The organism is Methylobacterium brachiatum, assembly GCF_900113845.1.
GTDB classification, from domain to species: Bacteria; Pseudomonadota; Alphaproteobacteria; order Rhizobiales; family Beijerinckiaceae; genus Methylobacterium; species Methylobacterium brachiatum.
The window spans coordinates 1-18,332 of the sequence record NZ_FOQW01000032.1 but is presented as its reverse complement, the minus strand read 5'-3'; the positions used below and the strand labels follow the sequence as shown (position 1 = coordinate 18,332).

The 18,332-nt window shown below is 72.2% G+C and carries 16 protein-coding genes; 9 read left to right on the top strand and 7 right to left on the bottom strand.

The features are described 5' to 3' along the window. The first annotated feature begins 231 nt into the window (after positions 1–231). From BMZ47_RS26695 to BMZ47_RS26670, 5 genes are all read left to right on the top strand, one after another. Complete coding sequence (locus BMZ47_RS26695; RefSeq protein ID WP_091865321.1) at positions 232–1,467, top strand: acyl-CoA dehydrogenase family protein; 1,236 nt, start codon at positions 232–234, stop codon at positions 1,465–1,467. Further along, positions 1,464–2,522, top strand: coding sequence for a phosphotransferase family protein (locus BMZ47_RS26690; protein WP_091865319.1), 1,059 nt, complete (start codon positions 1,464–1,466; stop codon positions 2,520–2,522). The genes BMZ47_RS26695 and BMZ47_RS26690 overlap by 4 nt, the downstream gene beginning before the upstream one ends. Position 2,523: 1 nt before the next feature. Further along, entirely contained in the window at positions 2,524–3,306 is a 783-nt protein-coding gene (locus tag BMZ47_RS26685) for an SDR family NAD(P)-dependent oxidoreductase (protein ID WP_091865317.1), read from the top strand. 421 nt (positions 3,307–3,727) lie between these two features. After that, a complete protein-coding gene (locus tag BMZ47_RS26675; protein WP_091865314.1) occupies positions 3,728–4,498 on the top strand; it encodes an SDR family NAD(P)-dependent oxidoreductase in 771 nt (256 codons plus the stop codon). Continuing rightward, on the top strand, positions 4,495–6,246 hold the full coding sequence (locus BMZ47_RS26670; protein WP_091865313.1) for a class I adenylate-forming enzyme family protein: 1,752 nt from the start codon (positions 4,495–4,497) through the stop codon (positions 6,244–6,246). The genes BMZ47_RS26675 and BMZ47_RS26670 overlap by 4 nt, the downstream gene beginning before the upstream one ends. 22 nt (positions 6,247–6,268) lie before the next feature. Here BMZ47_RS26670 and BMZ47_RS26665 read toward each other — a convergent pair whose 3' ends face one another. Next, positions 6,269–6,826 carry a hypothetical protein gene (locus BMZ47_RS26665; RefSeq protein WP_091865311.1) on the bottom strand — a complete coding sequence of 186 codons (558 nt, stop codon included), beginning with the start codon at positions 6,824–6,826 and terminating at the stop codon, positions 6,269–6,271. Between the two features lie 284 nt (positions 6,827–7,110). Between BMZ47_RS26665 and BMZ47_RS26660 the strand changes: the two genes are divergently transcribed. The 3 genes from BMZ47_RS26660 to BMZ47_RS26650 all read left to right on the top strand — a co-directional run bounded on the left by BMZ47_RS26660 (position 7,111) and on the right by BMZ47_RS26650 (position 9,971). Beyond that, positions 7,111–7,356 carry a ferredoxin gene (locus BMZ47_RS26660; RefSeq protein ID WP_091865309.1) on the top strand — a complete coding sequence of 82 codons (246 nt, stop codon included), beginning with the start codon at positions 7,111–7,113 and terminating at the stop codon, positions 7,354–7,356. A 1-nt stretch (position 7,357) separates the two neighbouring features. Next, positions 7,358–8,638, top strand: coding sequence for an NAD(P)/FAD-dependent oxidoreductase (locus BMZ47_RS26655; RefSeq protein ID WP_091865307.1), 1,281 nt, complete (start codon positions 7,358–7,360; stop codon positions 8,636–8,638). A gap of 79 nt (positions 8,639–8,717) precedes the next feature. Further along, positions 8,718–9,971, top strand: a complete 1,254-nt coding sequence (locus BMZ47_RS26650; RefSeq protein WP_091865305.1) for a cytochrome P450 — start codon at positions 8,718–8,720, stop codon at positions 9,969–9,971. 258 nt (positions 9,972–10,229) lie between these two features. Here BMZ47_RS26650 and BMZ47_RS26645 read toward each other — a convergent pair whose 3' ends face one another. The 5 genes from BMZ47_RS26645 to bchO form a co-directional block, all read right to left on the bottom strand. Then, positions 10,230–11,969: a methyl-accepting chemotaxis protein gene (locus tag BMZ47_RS26645; RefSeq protein ID WP_091865303.1), complete on the bottom strand. Its 1,740-nt coding sequence runs from the start codon at positions 11,967–11,969 to the stop codon at positions 10,230–10,232. A 301-nt stretch (positions 11,970–12,270) separates the two neighbouring features. Continuing rightward, entirely contained in the window at positions 12,271–12,867 is a 597-nt protein-coding gene (locus tag BMZ47_RS26640) for a DUF1989 domain-containing protein (protein WP_091865300.1), read from the bottom strand. 75 nt (positions 12,868–12,942) lie between these two features. After that, the gene (gene gntA / locus BMZ47_RS26635) at positions 12,943–13,701 is read right to left on the bottom strand and encodes a guanitoxin biosynthesis heme-dependent pre-guanitoxin N-hydroxylase GntA (protein WP_091865341.1); all 759 of its coding nucleotides are present in this window, start codon (positions 13,699–13,701) and stop codon (positions 12,943–12,945) included. Between the two features lie 292 nt (positions 13,702–13,993). Beyond that, on the bottom strand, positions 13,994–14,776 hold the full coding sequence (locus BMZ47_RS26630) for a gamma-glutamyl-gamma-aminobutyrate hydrolase family protein (protein ID WP_091865340.1): 783 nt from the start codon (positions 14,774–14,776) through the stop codon (positions 13,994–13,996). Between the two features lie 112 nt (positions 14,777–14,888). After that, positions 14,889–15,794, bottom strand: coding sequence for an alpha/beta fold hydrolase BchO (gene bchO, locus BMZ47_RS26625; RefSeq protein WP_091865338.1), 906 nt, complete (start codon positions 15,792–15,794; stop codon positions 14,889–14,891). A gap of 207 nt (positions 15,795–16,001) precedes the next feature. Here bchO and BMZ47_RS28745 point away from each other — a divergent pair, with 207 nt between their 5' ends. Next, positions 16,002–16,148, top strand: coding sequence for a hypothetical protein (locus tag BMZ47_RS28745; protein ID WP_163005950.1), 147 nt, complete (start codon positions 16,002–16,004; stop codon positions 16,146–16,148). A 45-nt stretch (positions 16,149–16,193) separates the two neighbouring features. Here BMZ47_RS28745 and BMZ47_RS26620 read toward each other — a convergent pair whose 3' ends face one another. Then, the gene (locus tag BMZ47_RS26620; protein ID WP_244536943.1) at positions 16,194–17,966 is read right to left on the bottom strand and encodes a magnesium chelatase subunit D; all 1,773 of its coding nucleotides are present in this window, start codon (positions 17,964–17,966) and stop codon (positions 16,194–16,196) included. Positions 17,967–18,332: the final 366 nt, after the last annotated feature.

Genomic DNA, 18,332 nt, shown 5'->3' with positions numbered 1-18,332 from the left:
CCCTCTCCCCGCTCGCGGGGAGAGGCCCGCACGGACCTTGTCGTCCGTGCGGGAAGCGCAGGCGCAGCCGGAGCGGCGGTGAGGGGGCTTGAACGGATGAGGCTCATTCGGAGCCGCCCCCTCACCTTCGGCTGCCGCCTCGCCGCGCCGACGACGAGGTCGTCGCGGCCCTCTCCCCGCAAGCGGGGCGAGGGGATGCATCCAAGCGTGTAGCGGGAAGGAGCGGATGCCGTGGATTTCGACCTCTCCCCCTCCCAGACGCAGTGGCTGACCCGGGTCCGCACCTTCATCGCCGACGCGATCCGGCCCGCCGCCGCCGCGGTGGCGGCCGAGCGGGCGGCGAGCCGCGCGCCCTCGGCCACAATGGAACGGCTGAAGGACAAGGCCCGCGGCGAAGGGCTGTGGAACCTGTTCCTGCCGCCCTCCCCCGAGCATGACACGGACGAATACCGCGGCGCCGGCCTGACCAACCTCGATTACGCGCTCTGCGCCGAGGAGATGGGCAAGGTCGGGATCGCGTCGGAATGCTTCAACTGCGCGGCGCCGGATACCGGCAACATGGAGGTGCTGCACCGCTACGGCAGCCCGGCCCAGAAGGAGCAGTGGCTGCGACCGCTCATGGACGGGACGATCCGCTCGGCCTTCCTGATGACCGAGCCCGACGTCGCCTCCTCGGACGCCACCAACATCGAGACCGCGATCCGCCGGGTCGGCGAGCATTACGTCATCGAGGGCCGCAAATGGTGGTCCACCGGCGTCGGCGATCCGCGTTGCCGGATCGCGATCCTGATGGGCAAGACCGATCCGGACGCCCCCCGCCACCGGCAGCAATCGCAGATCCTCGTCCCGATGGATGCGCCGGGCCTGCGCGTCGAGCGCCTGCTCCCGGTCTTCGGCTATGAGGACGCGCCCAAGGGTCACGGCGAGGTGGTGCTGAAGAACGTGCGCGTCCCGGCGGAGAACCTGATCCTCGGCGAGGGGCGCGGCTTCGAGATCGCGCAGGGACGGCTCGGGCCGGGGCGCATCCACCATTGCATGCGCACCATCGGGGTGGCCGAGACGGCGCTGGAGGCCATGGCCCGGCGCCTGGTCTCGCGGGTCGCCTTCGGCAAGCGCATCAGCGAGCAATCGGTCTGGGAGCAGCGGGTCGCGGAGGCGCGGATCGACATCGAGATGACCCGGCTGCTCTGCCTGAAGGCCGCCGACATGATGGACAAGGTCGGCGCCAAGGGCGCCAAGCTCGAGATCGCCATGATCAAGGTCGCCGCCCCGCGGATCGCCCTCAAGGTGATCGACGACGCGATCCAGGCCCATGGCGGCGCCGGCGTGTCCGAGGATTTCGGACTGGCCAAGATGTACGCCCATATCCGCACCCTGCGGCTGGCCGACGGGCCGGACGAGGTGCACAACCGCTCCATCGCCCGGCTCGAATTCGGGCGCTACACCAATGCCCGGGAGGGTACATGAGCGGCCCCGACGCCTTCTCCGGCGTGAAGCCGGTCGAGCCGCGCCATCGGATCGACGAGGCCCGGCTGGCCGCCTGGCTCGCCGAACATGTCCGCGACTATGCCGGGCCGCTTAACCTGCAGCAGTTCCGCGGCGGCCAGTCGAACCCGACCTACCGGCTGGAGACGCCCGGCCAGGCCTACGTGCTCCGGCGCAAGCCGTTCGGGCCGCTCCTGCCCTCGGCGCATGCGGTGGAGCGCGAGTTCCGGGTGATCGGCGCGCTCTACGGCGAGGGTTTTCCCGTCCCCCGCCCCTTCGCGCTCTGCGAAGACGAAACCATCATCGGCGCGGCCTTCTACGTGATGGAGGCGGTCGGCGGCACCGTGCACTGGGACGGCACCCTGCCCGGCCTCGACCCGCATGGCCGGCACCGGCACTACGCCATGATGATCGCCACGCTGGCCCGGCTCCACGCGATCGACCCGGAGGCAGCCGGGCTCGCCGATTACGGGAAGCCCGGCAACTACTTCGCCCGGCAGGTCGACCGCTGGACTCGCCAGTACCGCGCCGCCGAGGAGGACCGGCTGGAGGATGTCGAGCGCCTGATCGCGTGGCTGCCCAAGACCGTGCCCGAACAGCAGGGCACCGCCATCGTCCACGGCGATTACCGCCTCGACAACCTGATCTTCTCGCCCGACGGCGGCGTCAGCGCGGTGCTCGACTGGGAGCTGTCGACGCTCGGCGATCCGCTCGCCGATTTCAGCTACCTGCTGATGCACTGGGCGCTGCCCGCGGACGGCCGCAGTGCGCTCGGCGGGCTCGACCTGCCGGCTTTGGGCATCCCGACCCGGGACGAGGCGGTGGCGCTCTACTGCCGGGCCGCCGGACGGGCGGACCTACCCGAGCTCGACTGGTACTTCGCCTACAACTTGTTCCGGCTGGTCGGCATCCTCCAGGGCGTGGCCGCCCGCGCCAAGGCCGGCAACGCCGCGAGCGAGCACGCCGCCGCCATGGCGGCGCGGGTGCCGACGCTCGCCGCCTCGGCCTGGGCCTTCGCCGAGCGGGCGGGGGCCTGAGATGGATCTCGCCGGCCGCGTCGTCGCCGTCACCGGAGCCGCACGGGGCATCGGCCGGGCGCTCGCCGAGGCCGCGCAGGCGCGGCGCGCGACGATCGTCGCCCTCGACCGGGACGGCGTCGGGGCGGAGGCCGTCGCCGCCCGGCTCGGCGGCCGGGCCTATCCAATGGACGTGGCGGATGCCGAGGCCGTCGCCGGGACCCTCGCCCGGATCGAGGCCGAGATCGGGCCGATCGCCCTGTACTGCTCGAATGCCGGCATCCTCGAGCGCGATCCCGATCCCGCCCTTGCGACCTCGGCCGATCCGGCGAGCTGGGAACGCGCCTGGTCGGTGAACGTGATGGGCCATGTCCACGCGGCGCGCGTCCTGGTCCCGCTCTGGCTCGCCCGGGGCGGGGGCGCCTTCCTGGGCACCGTCTCGGCCGCCGGATTGCTGAGCCAGATCGGCAGCGCCACCTATTCGGCCACCAAGCACGCCGCCCTCGCCTTCCTGGAACACCTCGCCATCGCGCATGCTGCGGACGGCATCCGGATCGCCGCCCTGTGCCCGCAGGGCGTCGAGACCGCCATGCTCGGCGCGGCCAGCGCGGCCGCCCGCGACGGCGTGCTCTCGCCCGACTCCGTGGCCGAAGCGGCTTTCGACGGGCTGTCCGCCGGTCGGTTCCTGATCCTGCCGCACCCGCAGGTGGCGGATTACGCCCGCCGCCGCGCCGACGACCCCGAACGCTGGCTCGCCGGCATGGCGCGCCTGCGCCGGTCGATGCTGGCGGAGTCGGAGGTGTGACGATGGCTGGAGGGGCAGATCGGCGGCTGTATGAGGCGCGGATTCCCTTTCCCGCGCGGGCTGGCGGATTCACACACCAGGTTCTGGATGGTGTGTGCCTCGAAAGGAAAGCTCGCTCCGGAGAGGGCACGCGCCCTCCCTCCCCCCTCTGCGGGGGAGGGTGGCCCCCGAAGGGGGTCGGGAGAGGGGAGCGACGGTGCAGAATACGGCTGCGGCCTTCATGCCCGCTCTGCTCAATCCGGAGGCCGGGTTCCCCTCTCCCGACCCCTGCTGACGCAGGGGCCACCCTCCCCCGCAGAGGGGGGAGGGAGAGGCGCGTGTCTTCGACCGGGCTCTTCTTCCGTCGAAGATGTCCGAGCATCATAGCCCGCGGAATGAGGGCGGCGGGCGCGTGCCGCCCCGTCCGGAGCAGAGCCGACCCATGTCCCTGTTCGATCTGACCGGCAAGGTCGCGCTGATCACCGGCTCGTCCCGGGGCATCGGCCGGGCGATCGCCCTGCGGATGGCCGAGCACGGCGCCCGGGTGGTGATCTCGTCGCGCAAGCGCGCGGCCTGCGACGCGGTGGTGGCCGAGATCGAGGCCGCCCACGGCCCGGGCTGCGCCGTGGCGATCCCGGCCAGCATCTCCGTGAAGGCGGAGCTGGAGAATCTCGTCGGTGAGACCGAGGCCCGGCTCGGGCCGGTGGACGTGCTGGTCTGCAACGCCGCCAGCAACCCGTATTACGGGCCGCTGGCCGGCATCTCGGACGCGCAGTTCCGGAAGATCCTGGAGAACAACGTCCTGTCGAACCACTGGCTGATCCAGATGGTCGCCCCCGGCATGGTTGCGCGGCGGGACGGGGCGATCGTGATCGTCTCGTCCATCGGCGCGCTGAAGGGCTCGCCGGTGATCGGCGCCTACAACGTCTCCAAGGCTGCCGACCTTCAGCTCGCCCGCAACTACGCGGTGGAATACGGCCCGGCCAATGTCCGGGTGAACTGCCTGTGCCCGGGGCTGATCCGCACCGATTTCGCCCGGGCTCTGTGGGAGGACCCCGAGATGCTGGCCGCCACCACGGAGGCCGCGCCGCTCCGCCGGATCGGCGAGCCCGACGAGATCGCGGGCGCGGCCGTGTTCCTGGCCTCGCCGGCCGGCCGGTTCGTCACCGGCCAGGCGTTGGTCATCGACGGCGGCGTGACCATCGCGCGATGAGCCCTGATCCCCGCCTCCCCGCCGGCTGGCCGGCCCTCTCCTTCCGCGACGCGGAGGCGCGCCTCACCGCCCCGGGCGCGCCGTTCGCGATCGCCACGGTGCCGATCCGCGGCGTGCCGACCCGGATCTGGACGACCGCGCCGCCGACCCTGCGCGACCTGTTCCGCATCGCCCAGGGGCATGGCGACAAGACCTTCGTGGTCTACCGGGACGAGCGCGTCACCTTCGCGGGCTTCGCCCGCGCCGCGACCGCCCTGGCCCATGCCCTGGTGGCGGCCGGGATCGGCAAGGGCGATCGGGTGGCGATCGCCCTGCGCAACCTGCCGGAATGGCCGGTCTGCTATTACGGCGCCCTGCTGGCCGGGGCGATCGCGACGCCGCTCAACGCCTGGTGGACCGGGCCGGAACTCGCTTACGCGCTCCAGCATTCCGGCGCGCGGGTGCTGATCGCCGACGGCGCGCGGTTCGAGCGCATCGCGCCCCACCGGGCCGAATGCCCGGCGCTGGAGCGGATTTTCGTCACGCGGATGGAGCCCGACGACCGGGCGACGCCGCTCTCCGCGGTGATCGGCGCCGTTGCGGATTGGGCCACCCTGCCCGACCGGTCGCCGCCGGATATCGCCCTTGACCCCGAGGACGACGCGACCCTGTTCTACACCTCGGGCACCACCGGCCGGCCCAAGGGCGCGGTCGGCACCCACCGGGCGGCGGCGACCACGGTGATGGCCTATCCCTATTCCGCCGCGCGCAGCGCCCTGCGCCGGGGCGAGGCGCTTCTGAGGCCCGACCCGTCCGCGTCGCAGCGGGCCTCGCTGCTGGTGATCCCGCTGTTCCACGTCACCGGCTGCCACGCGAGCCTCGGGGCGGCGCTCTATGGCGGCCATCGCCTGGTGATGATGCATCGCTGGGACGCCCTTGAGGCCCTCGACCTGATCGACCGGGAGGGCTGCACCGGCGCCGGCGGCGTGCCGACCATCGCCTGGCAGCTGGCCACCGCCGCCCAAGAGGCCGGCCGGCCGCTGCCGAGCCTCGAATCCGTGACCTATGGCGGCGCCCCGGCGGCGGGCGACCTCGTGCGCGCCCTGGGCGAGGCCTTCCCGAAGGCCGTCCCCGCCACCGGCTGGGGCATGACCGAGACCTCGGCGACCTTCACCCATCACCAGGCCGAGGATTACCGCGCGCATCCCGATTCTTGCGGCCCGCCCCTGCCGGTCTGCGAGGTGCGGATCCTCGATCCGCTGGGCCAGGACTTAGCCCCCGGCAGCATCGGCGAGCTCTGCGTGAAGGGCCCGAACGTGGTCCGCGGCTACTGGAACGACCCGTCGGCCACGGCCGAGGTGCTGGCCGACGGCTGGCTGCGCACGGGCGACCTCGCCCGCGCCGACGACGAGGGGTTCCTAACCATCGTCGACCGGATCAAGGACATGCTGATCCGCGGCGGCGAGAACATCTATTGCTGCGAGGTGGAGAACGCCCTCTACGCGCACCCCGACGTGATCGATGCGGTGGTGCTGCCGATACCCCACCCCACACTCGGCGAGGAGCCCGGCGCGATCGTGGCCTTGGCCGAGGGCGCCCGGACCGAGCCCGAGGAGATCCGGGCCTTCGCGGCGCAGCGGCTCGCAGCCTTCAAGGTGCCGGTGCGCGTGGTCGTCTGGGACGGGCTCCTGCCGCGCAACCCGGCGGGCAAGATCCTGCGGGCGCCGCTGCGGGCGGTGTTCGCCGACGGCTCGACTCCCGGTCTTTGACTTCGGCGGCGGCCGCTCCGGCTCAGAACGGCTCGCCCTCGTCGTCCGGTCGGTAGACCCGCAGCGACCGGCCGTCCGGGAATTCCACGGTGCGGCGGCGCACGACCAGGTAGCCCGCGGCCTCCGCGGCGCGCAGGCGCTCCAGCCGCTCGTCGGCATAGCCCGGGCCGTAATTGTAGGCCCGGTAGCGCGGATAGCCGTCCGGCGGTGGGGGCGGCGGCGCGACCGCGACCATCCTGGGCGGGCGAACGATCCGCGCGGGGGCTGCGGCGACGCGTGGCCGGTGCGGGGTCGCGGCCACGCGCTTGGCTGCCGGGGCGGGATGGTGCGTCACGACGCGTTTCGGGGCAGGCCGGGCGGCGACCGCCTTGCGGGACGGGGCCGCGGCGGCCGGGGTCGAGGCGGCAGGGGGCGATGCGGGCGACGCGGCTTTCGGCGTCTCGGCCGGGCTCGCGGCCGGAACCGGCTTGCGGGCCGGCGGGTCGGTCCAGCCGGAGGCCGGCTCGGCCGAGGCGCCGGTCACGCCCAGCGTGAGGGACAGGATGAGGGCGGCGAGACTCGGTCGTGCACCGTACGGCATGGTGCCCTCCTGAGATCGCGGGACTTCGGATCGGTCCGCGGGCGGCGCGACAATAGAGCGAACCGTCACGGAGGGGAATTCCGACGCTCCGGTCTGGCGATGATCCCCCACGACAATTTTAGATTGGTGAATCGGTCTGGATTCGCGTGAACGACCCTTGCCGCGCCGCCGAGGATCCCCGATCATGCGTCCGATACTCTCGGCGAGACGGTTGGCGGGGCCCTGCGACGGCGGGATCTGCAATCCTCGCGGAACCCCGCCGTCGCCGCCGCGGTTGCACCGCCATGTCCACAACTGCTGATGCATCCTCCGGCTCGTCACCCGGCCTGCGGGTGTGCGTCGATCTCAATCTCTGCCAGGCCTATGCCCAGTGCTGCTACGCGGCGCCGCGCTCTTTCCGCATCGAGGGGCACGAGGCCCTGATCTACGATCCCGCCCCGGCCGCCCGGGACCGGGCCGATATCGAGCGGGCGCGCGTCGCCTGCCCGGTCCAGGCGATCCGGGTCGAGGATCCGGAGCGGGGCGCCTGAGATGGCGTCGGGATCGACTGCCGAGCGCGTGATCGTGGCGGGTGCGGGCCTCGCGGCCCTGCGCGGCGCCGAGGCGATGCGGGAGGCCGGGTTCTCGGGCCCGCTGACCATCGTCGGCGACGAGCCGTACCGGCCCTACGACCGACCGCCGCTCTCGAAGCACGTCCTCACCGGGGAGACCCCAGCGGATGCCACCACGCTGCCGAGCAGCCTCGGCACGGATGTGGCGTGGATCCTCGGCAGCGCCGCGACGCGCCTCGACCGCGCCGCCCGCACCCTGCACCTCGCCGACGGGCGCGCCCTGCCCTACGATCGGCTGCTGATCGCCACCGGCACCCGCGCCAGGCCCTGGCCGAACCCGCATGAGGGGCGGCTGTCCGGCGTTTTCACCCTGCGCGGGCGGGACGACGCCGCGGCTCTGCGGGCCGCCCTGGCGGCTCGGCCCCGGCGAGTCCTGGTGATCGGCGGCGGCTTCATCGGTTGCGAGGTCGCCAGCCTGTGCCGGAAGCTCGGGCTGCGGGCGACCCTGGTCGAATCCGGTCCGACGCTGCTGTCGCGCGTCCTCGGCAGCGCGGTGGGCGGCTTCATCGGGGCGATCCACGAAGGCCGGGGCGTCGACCTGCGCTGCGGCAGCGAGGTCGAGTGGCTGGAGGGCGAGGACGGCCGGTTGGTGCGCGCCCATCTGACCGACGGCACCCGCATCGAGGCCGATGTCGCGGTGATCGCCCTCGGGGCCCTCCGCAACACCGAATGGCTCGACGGATCCGGCCTCTCGGCCGATCCGGGCGGCGTCGATTGCGACGCGGCGGGCTACGTCCTCGACCGCGACGGGCAGCCCGATCTCCGTATCGCCGCGGCCGGCGACGTGGCCCGCTTCCCCCATCCGCTCTATGGCGGCCGGCGCGCCGCGCTGGAGCATTGGAGCCACGCCGTCGCGCAGGGAATCCATGCCGGGCGGCTGCTGGCCGGGGTGAAGCCGGAGGCTCCCTACGGCGCGCTGCCGACCTTCTGGTCGACGCAGGGCGACGTGGTGGTCAAATCCGCCGGGCTGACCACGGGGGCGGATGCCGTGGCCTTCACCCAGGGCGAGCCCGGCTCGGGTCGCTTCGTGGCCGTCTACGGCCGCGAGGGCCGCTGCGTCGCCGCGGTGTCGGTCGACAGCGCCCGCTGGCTTCCGGCCCATGCCGAACTGGTCGCCACCGCCGCGCCGTTCCCGCCCCACGGGGCGGCGGCCGATCGCCCGGCGCGGGGGATCACGATCCTCGCCCCGGGTTTCGCCTGACACGCCCGGCGTCTCGCCCCGGTTTCGGGACGCAGCCGCCAGGGAATCGCTCTGAAGCGCCGCAGCACACGGACACCGCATGCCCGACGCCACCCTCCTCGACCAGGTCAAGGATTTCGCCAACCGGGCGAACCCCTATCCGGTCTACGCCAAGCTGCGGCAGAACCCGGTCTCGCGCCAGGATGACGGGACCGAATCCGGGACCTGGGTGGCCTCCACGCACGGCACCATCGCGAGCCTGCTGCAGGATCCGCGGGTCAGTTCCGAGACGCTGCCCCCGGCCGACCGTCCGCGCACCGGCAACCCGCTGACGGACCTGATCGTCAAGCCGCTCAAGGATTGGATGATGGACCGGCACCGGGTCTTCATCTTCCGCGATCCGCCGGACCACGATGTCCTGCGGGCCTCCGTGATGCACCAGTTCTCCCGCGAGCGCGTGCAGGCGATGCGGGTGCGCTCGGAGCGTCTGGTGGCCGAGCTGCTCGACGAGAAGCGCGACGCCCGGGAGATCGATGCGGTCGACGACCTCGCCTACCCGCTCCCCGTGACGGTGATCTGCGAGCTGTTCGGCGTGCCCCGGGAGGACGAGCCGAAATTCCACGGCTGGGCGACGCAGCTCGCCACGGCGCTCGAGCCCGACAGCCTGTCCGACACCGAGATCCGCGCCGAGAACAGCCGGACCTTCGACGCGATCGGCGGCTACATGGCCGACCTGATCAAGGAGAAGCGCCGCCACCCGCAGGACGACATGCTCTCCGGGCTCGCCAACGAGGCGACGCCGGCGGGCGTGAAGATGGGCGATTACGACCTAATCGCGACCTCGATCCTGATGCTGGTGGCGGGTCACGAGACCACCGTGAACCTGATCACCAACGGGCTGCTCACGCTGCTGCGCCACCCCGACGAGCTGGAGCGCCTGCGCCAGGATCCCGGCCGCGCGCCGCGGCTGATCGAGGAACTCCTGCGCTACGAGCCGCCGGTGCAGTTCCGGACCCGCAAGACCCTGTCCGCCATCGACATCGCCGGCGTCACGATCCCCGAGGGCGCCGACCTCGTCCTGCTGCTGGCCTCCGGCAACCGCGATGCCGCGGTCTTTCCGGATCCCGACCGCTTCGACCCGGACCGCGCCGGCATCCGCCATCTCGGCTTCGGCGGCAGCCTGCATTACTGCGTCGGCGCCCCGCTCGCCCGGTTCGAGGCCGAGGCGGCGCTCACCGCTCTCGCGAAGCGCCTCAAGGCCCCCCGGCTGGTCGAGGACCCGCCGCCCTACCGGCCCGGCGCCGCCCTGCGCGGCCCCGAGCATCTGCGGGTGGCGATCGGCGGGATTCTTTGATTTTTTTTGACGCGGGTCCCCTCGCCCCGCTTGCGGGGAGAGGCCCGCACGGACCTCGTCGTCCGTGCAGGAAGCGCAGGCGAAGCCGAAGCGGTGGTGAGGGGGCGATTCCGGAAGAGCTTCCTTCGGAATCACCCCCTCACCTTCGGCTGCCGCCTCGCCGCGCCGACGACGAGGTCGTCGCGGCCCTCTCCCCGCAAGCGGGGCGAGGGGAACACCATCTCAACGCGCCGGAGGTAATGCTTAGGCTGGCGTCCCTCAGGCGGCTTTCACCGCCGCGAGGAAGGTGGTCACCTCCTGGCCGAGGCCCGAGGCGTAGCGCGCCAGATCCTGGGCGGCGCTGAGCACCTGGCCCGCCGCCGCGCCGGTCTCGCCGGCGGCTTGGAGCACGTCGGCGATGTCGGCGCTGACCGCCTGGGTCCCCTGAGCCGCCTCGGTGACGTTCCGAACGATCTCGCTCGTGGCCGCGCCCTGCTCCTCCATGGCCGCGGCCACGCTCAGGGCCACCGTGCGCATCGTGTCGATCGTCCCCCCGATGGTGCGGATCGACTCGACCGCGTGGCGGGTCTCGCTCTGGATCGCGGCGATCTGGCCGGCGATCGTGTCGGTGGCCTTGGCGGTCTGGGCCGCCAGGGCCTTCACCTCACCGGCCACCACGGCAAACCCCTTGCCGGCCTCGCCGGCCCGGGCGGCCTCGATGGTGGCGTTGAGGGCCAGCAGGTTGGTCTGCCCGGCGATCCCGGCGATCAGGCCCATCACCTCGCTGATCTGGTCCGTCCCGCGGGACAGGACCTGCATCAGCTCGTTGGTGCGGGCCGCGTCGAGGCTGGCCTTGTCGGCCATGGTGGAGGATTGCGCCACGCGGGCAGCGATCTCCTGGATCGAGGCGGACATCTCCTCGCTGGCGGCCGCCACGGTCTGGACGTTGGCCGAGGTCTGCTCGGAGGTGGCGGCGACCCGCCCGGACTGGTCGGTGGTCCGGAGGGCGGTGCGCGTCATCTCCCGGGCGGTGGATTCCATCTCCACGGCGGCCGAGGACAGGCTCTGCGTCAGGGCGCCGACATGCGCGTCGAACCGCGTGGTCAGTTCGTCCAGCGCCTGGGCCCGGCGCATCTTGGCGGCGTTCTCGACGGCGGCGGCGGCCTCGGCCTCCTGCTTGGCGATAAGCGCGTCCTTGAACACCTGCACCGCCCGCGCCATCGCGCCGACCTCGTCGCCGCGCGCCTGATCCGCCACCGGCACCGCGAGGTCGCCGCCGGCGAGCCCCCGCATCGCCGCGGTCAGGCGCACGATCGGCCGCGACAGGCCGTTGCCGATGAGCAGGAGCAGGGCCAGAACCGGGATCACGAGGCCCGCGGACCACAGGGCGTTCGCGATGGCGCGGCTGCGCACGGCGGCGTGGACGTCGTCCCGGTAGAGGCCGGCGGACAGGATCCAGCCCCACGGCTTGAACAGCTGCACGCTCACGACCTTCTCGACCGGCTCGGTCCCGCCCGCGCGCGGCTTCATGTAGCTGACGAAACCGGAGCCCTCGCGCTTGGCCACCTCGACCATCTCGGCGAAGTAGCGCTTGCCGCCCGGCATGTCGGTCTGGTCCAGGACCACCTTGCCGACATTCTTGGCGTTGAACGCGTTGGCGATCAGGCGCCCATCGGTGTCGAGGACGAAGAAGTAGTCGGCATTGCCGAAGCGCAACGCGCTGACGGCATCGAGGGCGGCCTTCTGGGCCTGATCGAGCGGCATCCGGCCGGCGGAGGCCAGCGCCGCGTAATGGCCGATCAGGCTCTGCGCGACGTCGCCGAGATTCTTGGTCATCAGCGCGCGATCCTCGAGCGCCGAGGATCGGGTGTCCATGTAGTTCAGGCCGCTGAGGGCGCCGACGGCGGCCAGCACCAGCGCCATCACGGCTGCCAGCTTGTGGCGCAGCGTGACGTTCGAGAGGCTCCACCGGGGCGCAGGATTGCCCTCGGGCGAGCGGTGGGTCTGCGAGCGTGTCATCGGGGCACCGGGAACGGGACGGGCGAAAACCGTCGGGGGTTCTCAGCGCCGGGGGCGGCACCGCACGGGCGGCCCCGACCCTCGGCGCTGTTCCGGGGCGAAGGTTTGACACGCGATTGGTAAATATTAGGTCCACGCCGGGTGCTGGCGGCGTATTTTGATCGCTTTGAAGTAAGAAAAAATCTGTTCTTGTCTATTCAGCGCGCGTACCGCCAGACGATCGTTCGTTCGCAGAGGTTTTCAAGCAAAAAATACAAAATACGTCGCCGTAAGTCTGGCGCCGTCGGCCGGGGTCGGCGCCCTAGCCATCGATCTGGTAGTGGATCGGCTTGAAGCTGCCGTTGTTCGATTGCAGCGCCGAGCAGGCGGTCAGTCCGATGATCAGATCGGTCTCGGCGGTGAACACGATCCGGTCGCCGGCCCGGCTCAGCGGCGGCTCGACCGTGAGCGCCCCGGTCGTCCCGTCGATCGGCACGTTCATGAAGCAGTTGAATGCCACCGGGATCGCGTCCGGCGCGATTCCGTAGGGGGCGAGCGCCGCGGCGAGGTTGCCGAAGCAGCCGCGATGCGGGTCGGTGTCGCCGTAGATGATCCGGAACGTGTCGGCCGAGCACGGCGTCAGCAGGAAATCGTGGCGCCCGACCGTGTCCTCGACGATGCGCAGCAGCACGTTCGAGCGGTTGGAATAGAGCGGATCGCCCGTCGTCAGGTAGATCCGGCTGGCATAATCCAGGGTCCGCCCGGAGGAGATCACCTCGCCCGTGTCGTGGCGGTTGTAGGCGACGAGATCGGCCACCTGCTCGCCCCGCGGGTCGATCACCGTGAGGCGCTGGCCCCGGTCCAGGGTGAAGGCGACGCCTGAGCGCGGCTCGATCTGCTGCACGTCCGCCCGGTCCATGATGTCTCCGCTCCCGCTTTCGTCCGGCCGGAAACGCGGCAGACGCCGCCGCGATCCAGGCCGATGCGCGACGCCTCAGCCGCCGTTGGACGGGACGAGGCTGTCGAGCGGCGAGGCCAGCGGATGCCAATCGTCGGTGGCCGGCGTGGCGGGGGCCGCGGGCCGGCCCTGCATCGGGCAACGCCAATCGGCATCGACCACGCGGCCGCTATACTGGCGCGCCTCCGACGTCTCGCCGTGCCGCGCCAGCATCGGGTTGAGGCTGCCGGCCAGGGCCTCGTCGCGCTCCAGGATCGAGGCACGCAGCTTCTCGTAGCGGCCCTCGGCGCGCAGACGCTCGAACTGGGCGTGGAGGTTGAACACCAAGACCGGCGAGGAGAATTGCCGGGCCGGACGGCTCGCGTTCGGGTGCAGCCCGACCACGAAGAACGCCTCGCCGCCGAAGCTCAGGGAGAAATGCGGGTTGTCCGGATCATCCGCCACGCGCGCGTCGTGGGGCTGCCCAAGCCAGGCATCCTTGTCGGTGAGGGATTGCGCCCGCGCCCAGAGGTTCTGCTCGAACGCCTCCTCAGAGAGGTCGCCGGGCCCCTCGAACACCACGGCAAAGCTCTGGAACAGGTCGGGCGCCTCCCGGTAGCGCGCCACGAAGGCGAGCAGCGCCGGGTAGATGCGCATGTCGTCCCAGCCCGAGGTGATGTCCCGGGCCACGACGATCTTCATGCGTCCGCGCGAGAGCGCCGACTTGGCGCCGACGCAGGGAAAGGGCGGGTTCCGGATGAACTCGCGAAAGGCCTGGGCACGGGGATGCTCTTGGTCGTCGCGCGGCAGCTGCATGCGGTCCATGGCTCAAGTTCTGCGCAGGTATGCCCTGGGAAAGGCAACCGCTGTTCGGGACTCGGGCAACCCCAGCGACAGGATGCCGTTCCCGCCTGCGACAGGTCGTCCGGGGAGAAGGTGAATCAAGCGCCGTCGCGGGAAGAATCTGACGGCCCAGCGAAAGATCTGGCGCAATGTTCGGCAAGCGGACAAACATAGATTAAGACGGGATAGACTCGGCCCAACGATCCGCGAAGCCTGCATTACCCGCTTCGCGACTTCGCGGACCCGATCCCCGGCGCAATCCAGCTCAACGAGGTCGGCGGGATTCGGCACGCCGCCGCGCCGCCGCAGCCCCGAACGCCTCGAACAGCGCGCGGTTGATCGGGTTCGTCGCGGGATCGTGCTCGGCATGCCACTGCACGCCCAGGGCGAAGCCGGGCGCATCGGCGATGCGGATCGCCTCGATCGTGTCGTCCTCGGCAATGCCCTCGACCACGACGCGGGCACCCGGTTCCAGGATGCCCTGGCCGTGCAGGGAGTTCACCCGGATCGTTGCGCGGCCGAGCAGCCGCGCGAAGGCGCCGCCCGGAACCAGGCGGACCTCGTGGCGGTCGGCGAAGACCACCTCCAGATCCGGATGGATCTCGCCGTTCTCGAGCCGCGGCATCCGATGGTTGAGGCGCCCGGGCAAGTCGCGGATCTCCGGATGCAGGGTGCCGCCGAAGGCGACGTTGATCTCCTGGAACCCGCGGCAGATCCCGAACAGCGGCACGCCGCGCGCGACGCAGGCTTCGATCAGCGGCAAGGCCACCGCGTCGCGGGCCTCGTCGTAGGGTTCATGCGCGGGGTGGGGCGCCGCCTGGAAGCGGGTCGGGTGGACGTTGGCGCGGCCCCCGGTGAGCAGCACGCCATCCACCGTGGCGAGCAGGTCGCCGAGATCGGTGACCGCCGGGCTGCCCGCGAACATCAGCGGCAGGGCGCCGGCCACCTCGGCCACCGCCCGCAGGTTGTTCTCGCCGACGATCTGGGCCGTGAACCGGTTGTCGAGCAGGCGTGTGTTTCCGATGACGCCGATCACGGGTCTCGCCATCGTCACGGCCACTCCTCGTCGCGGCTTCGCCGCCAATCCCACAGCTTGCGGTTGGCTCTACGACCCAGGCAAGGGCGGCGCCAGCCCCGCGGGACCGGTGGCGGCGGCCGCTTCAGGCTCCGAGAAAGCCCATCGCCCTTGCCTCGTCGAGGAGCACCTCGGCGACGCGCTCCGGCGCCTCCTCATGGGCGAGATGGCCGAGCCCGCGGATCAGGGCGACCCGGGCGTCGGGCAGGCGGTCGCGGACCGTGAAAGCGGTGTCGGGCAGGATCGCCCGGTCGTCGCTGCCGACGATCAGCAGGGTCCGGGCCGTCAGCTCCGGCAAGGCCCGGTGCAGCCCGGCGAGGTCCCAGTTCGCCATCATGCCGAGCGCCCCGCGGACGTGGCCGGCCCGGGCGAAGAGCCGCCGGTAGAGATCGACGCCCTGCGGATCGAGCCGCGAGCCGGTCCCCTCGATCAGCCGCTTGGCCGCCGACCGATCGGCCGTCCAGGCGAAGATCTTCGGCGTGAACGGGTTGAGGAACAGCAGCCGGGCCATGCCGGGAAACAGCAGGCTCGCCGCCCCCGGCAGCGGCGCGAGCGCGCCGTTGAAGGCCGCGAGCAGACGCGGTGCAATCGCGCCGTCCAGGCACATCCGCGCCAGCACGGCCGCCCCGGCCGAGTGGCCCGCCACCACGACGGGCGGGCGTCCGAGCGCTGCCACGAGGCCCGCCACCGCCCGCGCCATGCCGGGCAGCGACAGGTCGGCATCCGGCAGGGGATCGGTGAAGCCATGGCCCGGCAGGTCCGGGGCGATCACGTGGAAGTCCTGGGCCAGGAGCGGCGCCAGCCCGCGCCAGGAATGCGTGGCCGCCCCGGTCCCGTGCAGGAGCAGCAGCGCCGGCGCCTCGGGCCGGCCGAATTCCTGGACGTGCCAGCGCAGGCCCGCCGCCTCGACGAAGCGGCTCGCCTCCCGGTGCGGCCAATCCCGGCCCTCGACCGCCCAGTCGGGCCGGTTTGCGTCGCGCACGCTCAGCACCACCCGATATCCCGCGTTGCACCAAGCTTGAGCGCAGACCGCGCCGATGCGCTATCGTGCTGGGTTGGAAGTATTTCGTAAGACATTGAGATTGCATGCGGAAACCGCATGCCACCGCTGCCGGAAACCCGATTGCTGCGACGCAGCAAAGACGGCATCACGGTGGCGCTCCCAGGCACCGCGCATCTCCTACCGACGGAACCGGCCATGATCGTCTTCACCTCCTCGACCCATCACATCGCTGCCTCGACCTCCGGCCGCTGGAGCTTCCGTACCCTGTTCCGCGACATGCTGAACGCCTGGATGTCCCACAACCAGCGCGTCGCCGATCTCGGCGTCGGCATCCATCTCTGATCCGAGCCTCGACCGAGGCCGGCCCGGTCCGGCCCGCGACGACGCTCAGAGCGCGGCCCGCACCGCCGCGCTGAGCAGCCCGGCATCGGCACGGGGCAGCACAAGGTAGCGGGCGGCCATCGCGTCTGCGACCGCGCGTGCGCCTTCGCCACGGGCACCGGTATCGATCACCAGGGCGGGCAACCCGGCCGCGCGCAGCGCGCGGGCCGCCTGCAGGGCCTCGGCGCCGGCCTTGGCCCGGCCGCCCTCCCCCGAGCGCGCGACGTTGGCGCGCCCATCGGTCAGCAGCACGATGACCGGCCGGCTGCCGCTCCGGCGCACGCCGAGGGCGACCGTGAGCGCCGCGTCGATCCCCGCAGCCAGCGGCGTCCCACCCCCGCCCGGCAGGCCCGAGAGGCCGCGCTTCGCCCGGGTGAGCGAGCGGGTCGGCGGCAGGACCAGCTCCGCGCCGGCGCCGCGGAACGCCACCAGGGCCACCCGGTCGCGCCGGACATAGGCCTCGGCCAGCAGCAACTCGACGGCGCCCTTGGCCTCCGCCAGACGCTCCAGCGCGGCCGAGCCCGAGGCGTCCACGCAGAACACCGTCGTGGTCTCGGTCCGCTGCCGCAGGATCCGGATCCGCAGATCGTCCCGCCGGACCACGATCGGGCGGGTATCTCCGTCCCCACGCCGTAAGGCCTGCCACGGGGCCGCCGCCCGTAGGGTCGCCAGCAGATCGAGGCGCCCGCGGCGTGGATCACCCCGCCGGCTTCCGATCGGCCGCCCTTTACGCGCCGCCGCCGGCTGGCCGACCCGTCCGGCCTTCGCGGTGGAAAGGCGGACGCCGCCGGCCAGCAGCTGATCCAGAAGGTTCGGCGGGATCGCCGCGCGCACCGCCTCCAGCACGCGATCCTCGGCCGCGTCAGTTGGCGCCGGATCCGCCGCGTCCTCCGCGGCGTGATTCTCCGCGGGCGGCGGGGGCGCAGCGGCGTCTTCCGGCATCGCCGCCTCCGGTCCGGGCAGGCGCGTGGCGCGCGGGGCCAGGACCAGCCGGGCCGCCGCAGTGATCGCGTCCGGGCCGATCGGCTCCCCCGCGGCGAGCGCCCGCGCCACCCGGGCTGCCAGGATCGGGCCGCGCAGGGAAGCGACGCCGAAGGCGTCCGCCAGCCGGCACAGCGTTCCGAGCGGGTCGTCCTCCGGGGCGGGCGGAGCTTCGATGCGGGGCACCGCTGCATCGCAATCCGCGATCCCGAGGCCGCTCAGATCGATCCGGAAGGCCAGCCGGTCGGCCAGGGCGTCGGCGACCGTCTCGTCCCCCTCGCCCTCGTCGAGCAGGATCAGGCCGAAGCGCGCCGGGGGCTCCAACGCGGTGCCGGTGTCGAGGGCACTGGCCAGGCGGGCCGCGATGCCGGGGGGCAGCCGCTCGGCCATGGGAACGACGATCAGCCCGCCATCGGCCTGCGCCAGCAATCCCGCCCGCGCCACCGGCCGGCCGGCCGCCAGGGTCGCGGCGAGATCGAGGCCACCCAGCAGGCTGTCGTCGCCGATCCCCGGCGGCAGCCGGCGCCAGGGCGCATCCGGGAGAAGCTGCGCCCGCACAGCATCGAGCCAGCGGTCACGCACCGGTCCAGGCGCCGCCCGCACAACCGCGCCGCCGAAGCCGTGCGGGTCGGCGCCGAGGAGGCGAGCGGCGCGCAGGGCATCAGGCCAGATGTTTTGGGACGCTTCCGCCTTCCCTCCCCCCTCTGCGGGGGAGGGTGGCCCTCGCGTCAGCGAGGGTCGGGAGAGGGGCGGCGCGACGGTAGCGGGTTTCGCACCCGACCCGCCTCGTCCGGACATGGCGCTCCCCTTGTATCTGGCGGTCGGCCCTTTGGGATGGTGAGATGAGGGCTGCGCGAGGGTCGGTGGCCGCCGACCCTCGCGCGCGGTCTCTGACGCCCGTCCCCCCTCAGGCCACAACCGTGGGAGAGCTTTGGGACCGGAGGCCGCCTCGTCACGCACGACCGGACAGTCGCTCGACAGCCCGTCGCATGGACAAGGCAGGTTACCGTGACAGACATCATCTGTGGAGTGGATGTCGGCGCCGCCACGCTGGATGCCCGCATTGGCCGCCACGGTCCGTGGCGACAGGTCGCCAACACCCCGGACGGCCATGCCGAACTCGCGACGTTCTGCCGGGAGCATGGGGTCGGCTTGGTGGTCATG

Bases quoted from the DNA above. Each gene is read 5' to 3' on its own strand.
- BMZ47_RS26690 (WP_091865319.1), top strand. From the start codon at position 1,464: ATGAGCGGCCCCGACGCCTTCTCCGGCGTGAAGCCGGTCGAGCCGCGC.
- BMZ47_RS26685 (WP_091865317.1), top strand. From the start codon at position 2,524: ATGGATCTCGCCGGCCGCGTCGTCGCCGTCACCGGAGCCGCACGGGGC.
- BMZ47_RS26675 (WP_091865314.1), top strand. From the start codon at position 3,728: ATGTCCCTGTTCGATCTGACCGGCAAGGTCGCGCTGATCACCGGCTCG.
- BMZ47_RS26670 (WP_091865313.1), top strand. From the start codon at position 4,495: ATGAGCCCTGATCCCCGCCTCCCCGCCGGCTGGCCGGCCCTCTCCTTC.
- BMZ47_RS26665 (WP_091865311.1), bottom strand. From the start codon at position 6,826: ATGCCGTACGGTGCACGACCGAGTCTCGCCGCCCTCATCCTGTCCCTC.
- BMZ47_RS26660 (WP_091865309.1), top strand. From the start codon at position 7,111: ATGTCCACAACTGCTGATGCATCCTCCGGCTCGTCACCCGGCCTGCGG.
- BMZ47_RS26655 (WP_091865307.1), top strand. From the start codon at position 7,358: ATGGCGTCGGGATCGACTGCCGAGCGCGTGATCGTGGCGGGTGCGGGC.
- BMZ47_RS26650 (WP_091865305.1), top strand. From the start codon at position 8,718: ATGCCCGACGCCACCCTCCTCGACCAGGTCAAGGATTTCGCCAACCGG.
- BMZ47_RS26645 (WP_091865303.1), bottom strand. From the start codon at position 11,969: ATGACACGCTCGCAGACCCACCGCTCGCCCGAGGGCAATCCTGCGCCC.
- BMZ47_RS26640 (WP_091865300.1), bottom strand. From the start codon at position 12,867: ATGGACCGGGCGGACGTGCAGCAGATCGAGCCGCGCTCAGGCGTCGCC.
- gntA (WP_091865341.1), bottom strand. From the start codon at position 13,701: ATGCAGCTGCCGCGCGACGACCAAGAGCATCCCCGTGCCCAGGCCTTT.
- BMZ47_RS26630 (WP_091865340.1), bottom strand. From the start codon at position 14,776: ATGGCGAGACCCGTGATCGGCGTCATCGGAAACACACGCCTGCTCGAC.
- BMZ47_RS28745 (WP_163005950.1), top strand. From the start codon at position 16,002: ATGATCGTCTTCACCTCCTCGACCCATCACATCGCTGCCTCGACCTCC.
- BMZ47_RS26620 (WP_244536943.1), bottom strand. From the start codon at position 17,966: ATGTCCGGACGAGGCGGGTCGGGTGCGAAACCCGCTACCGTCGCGCCG.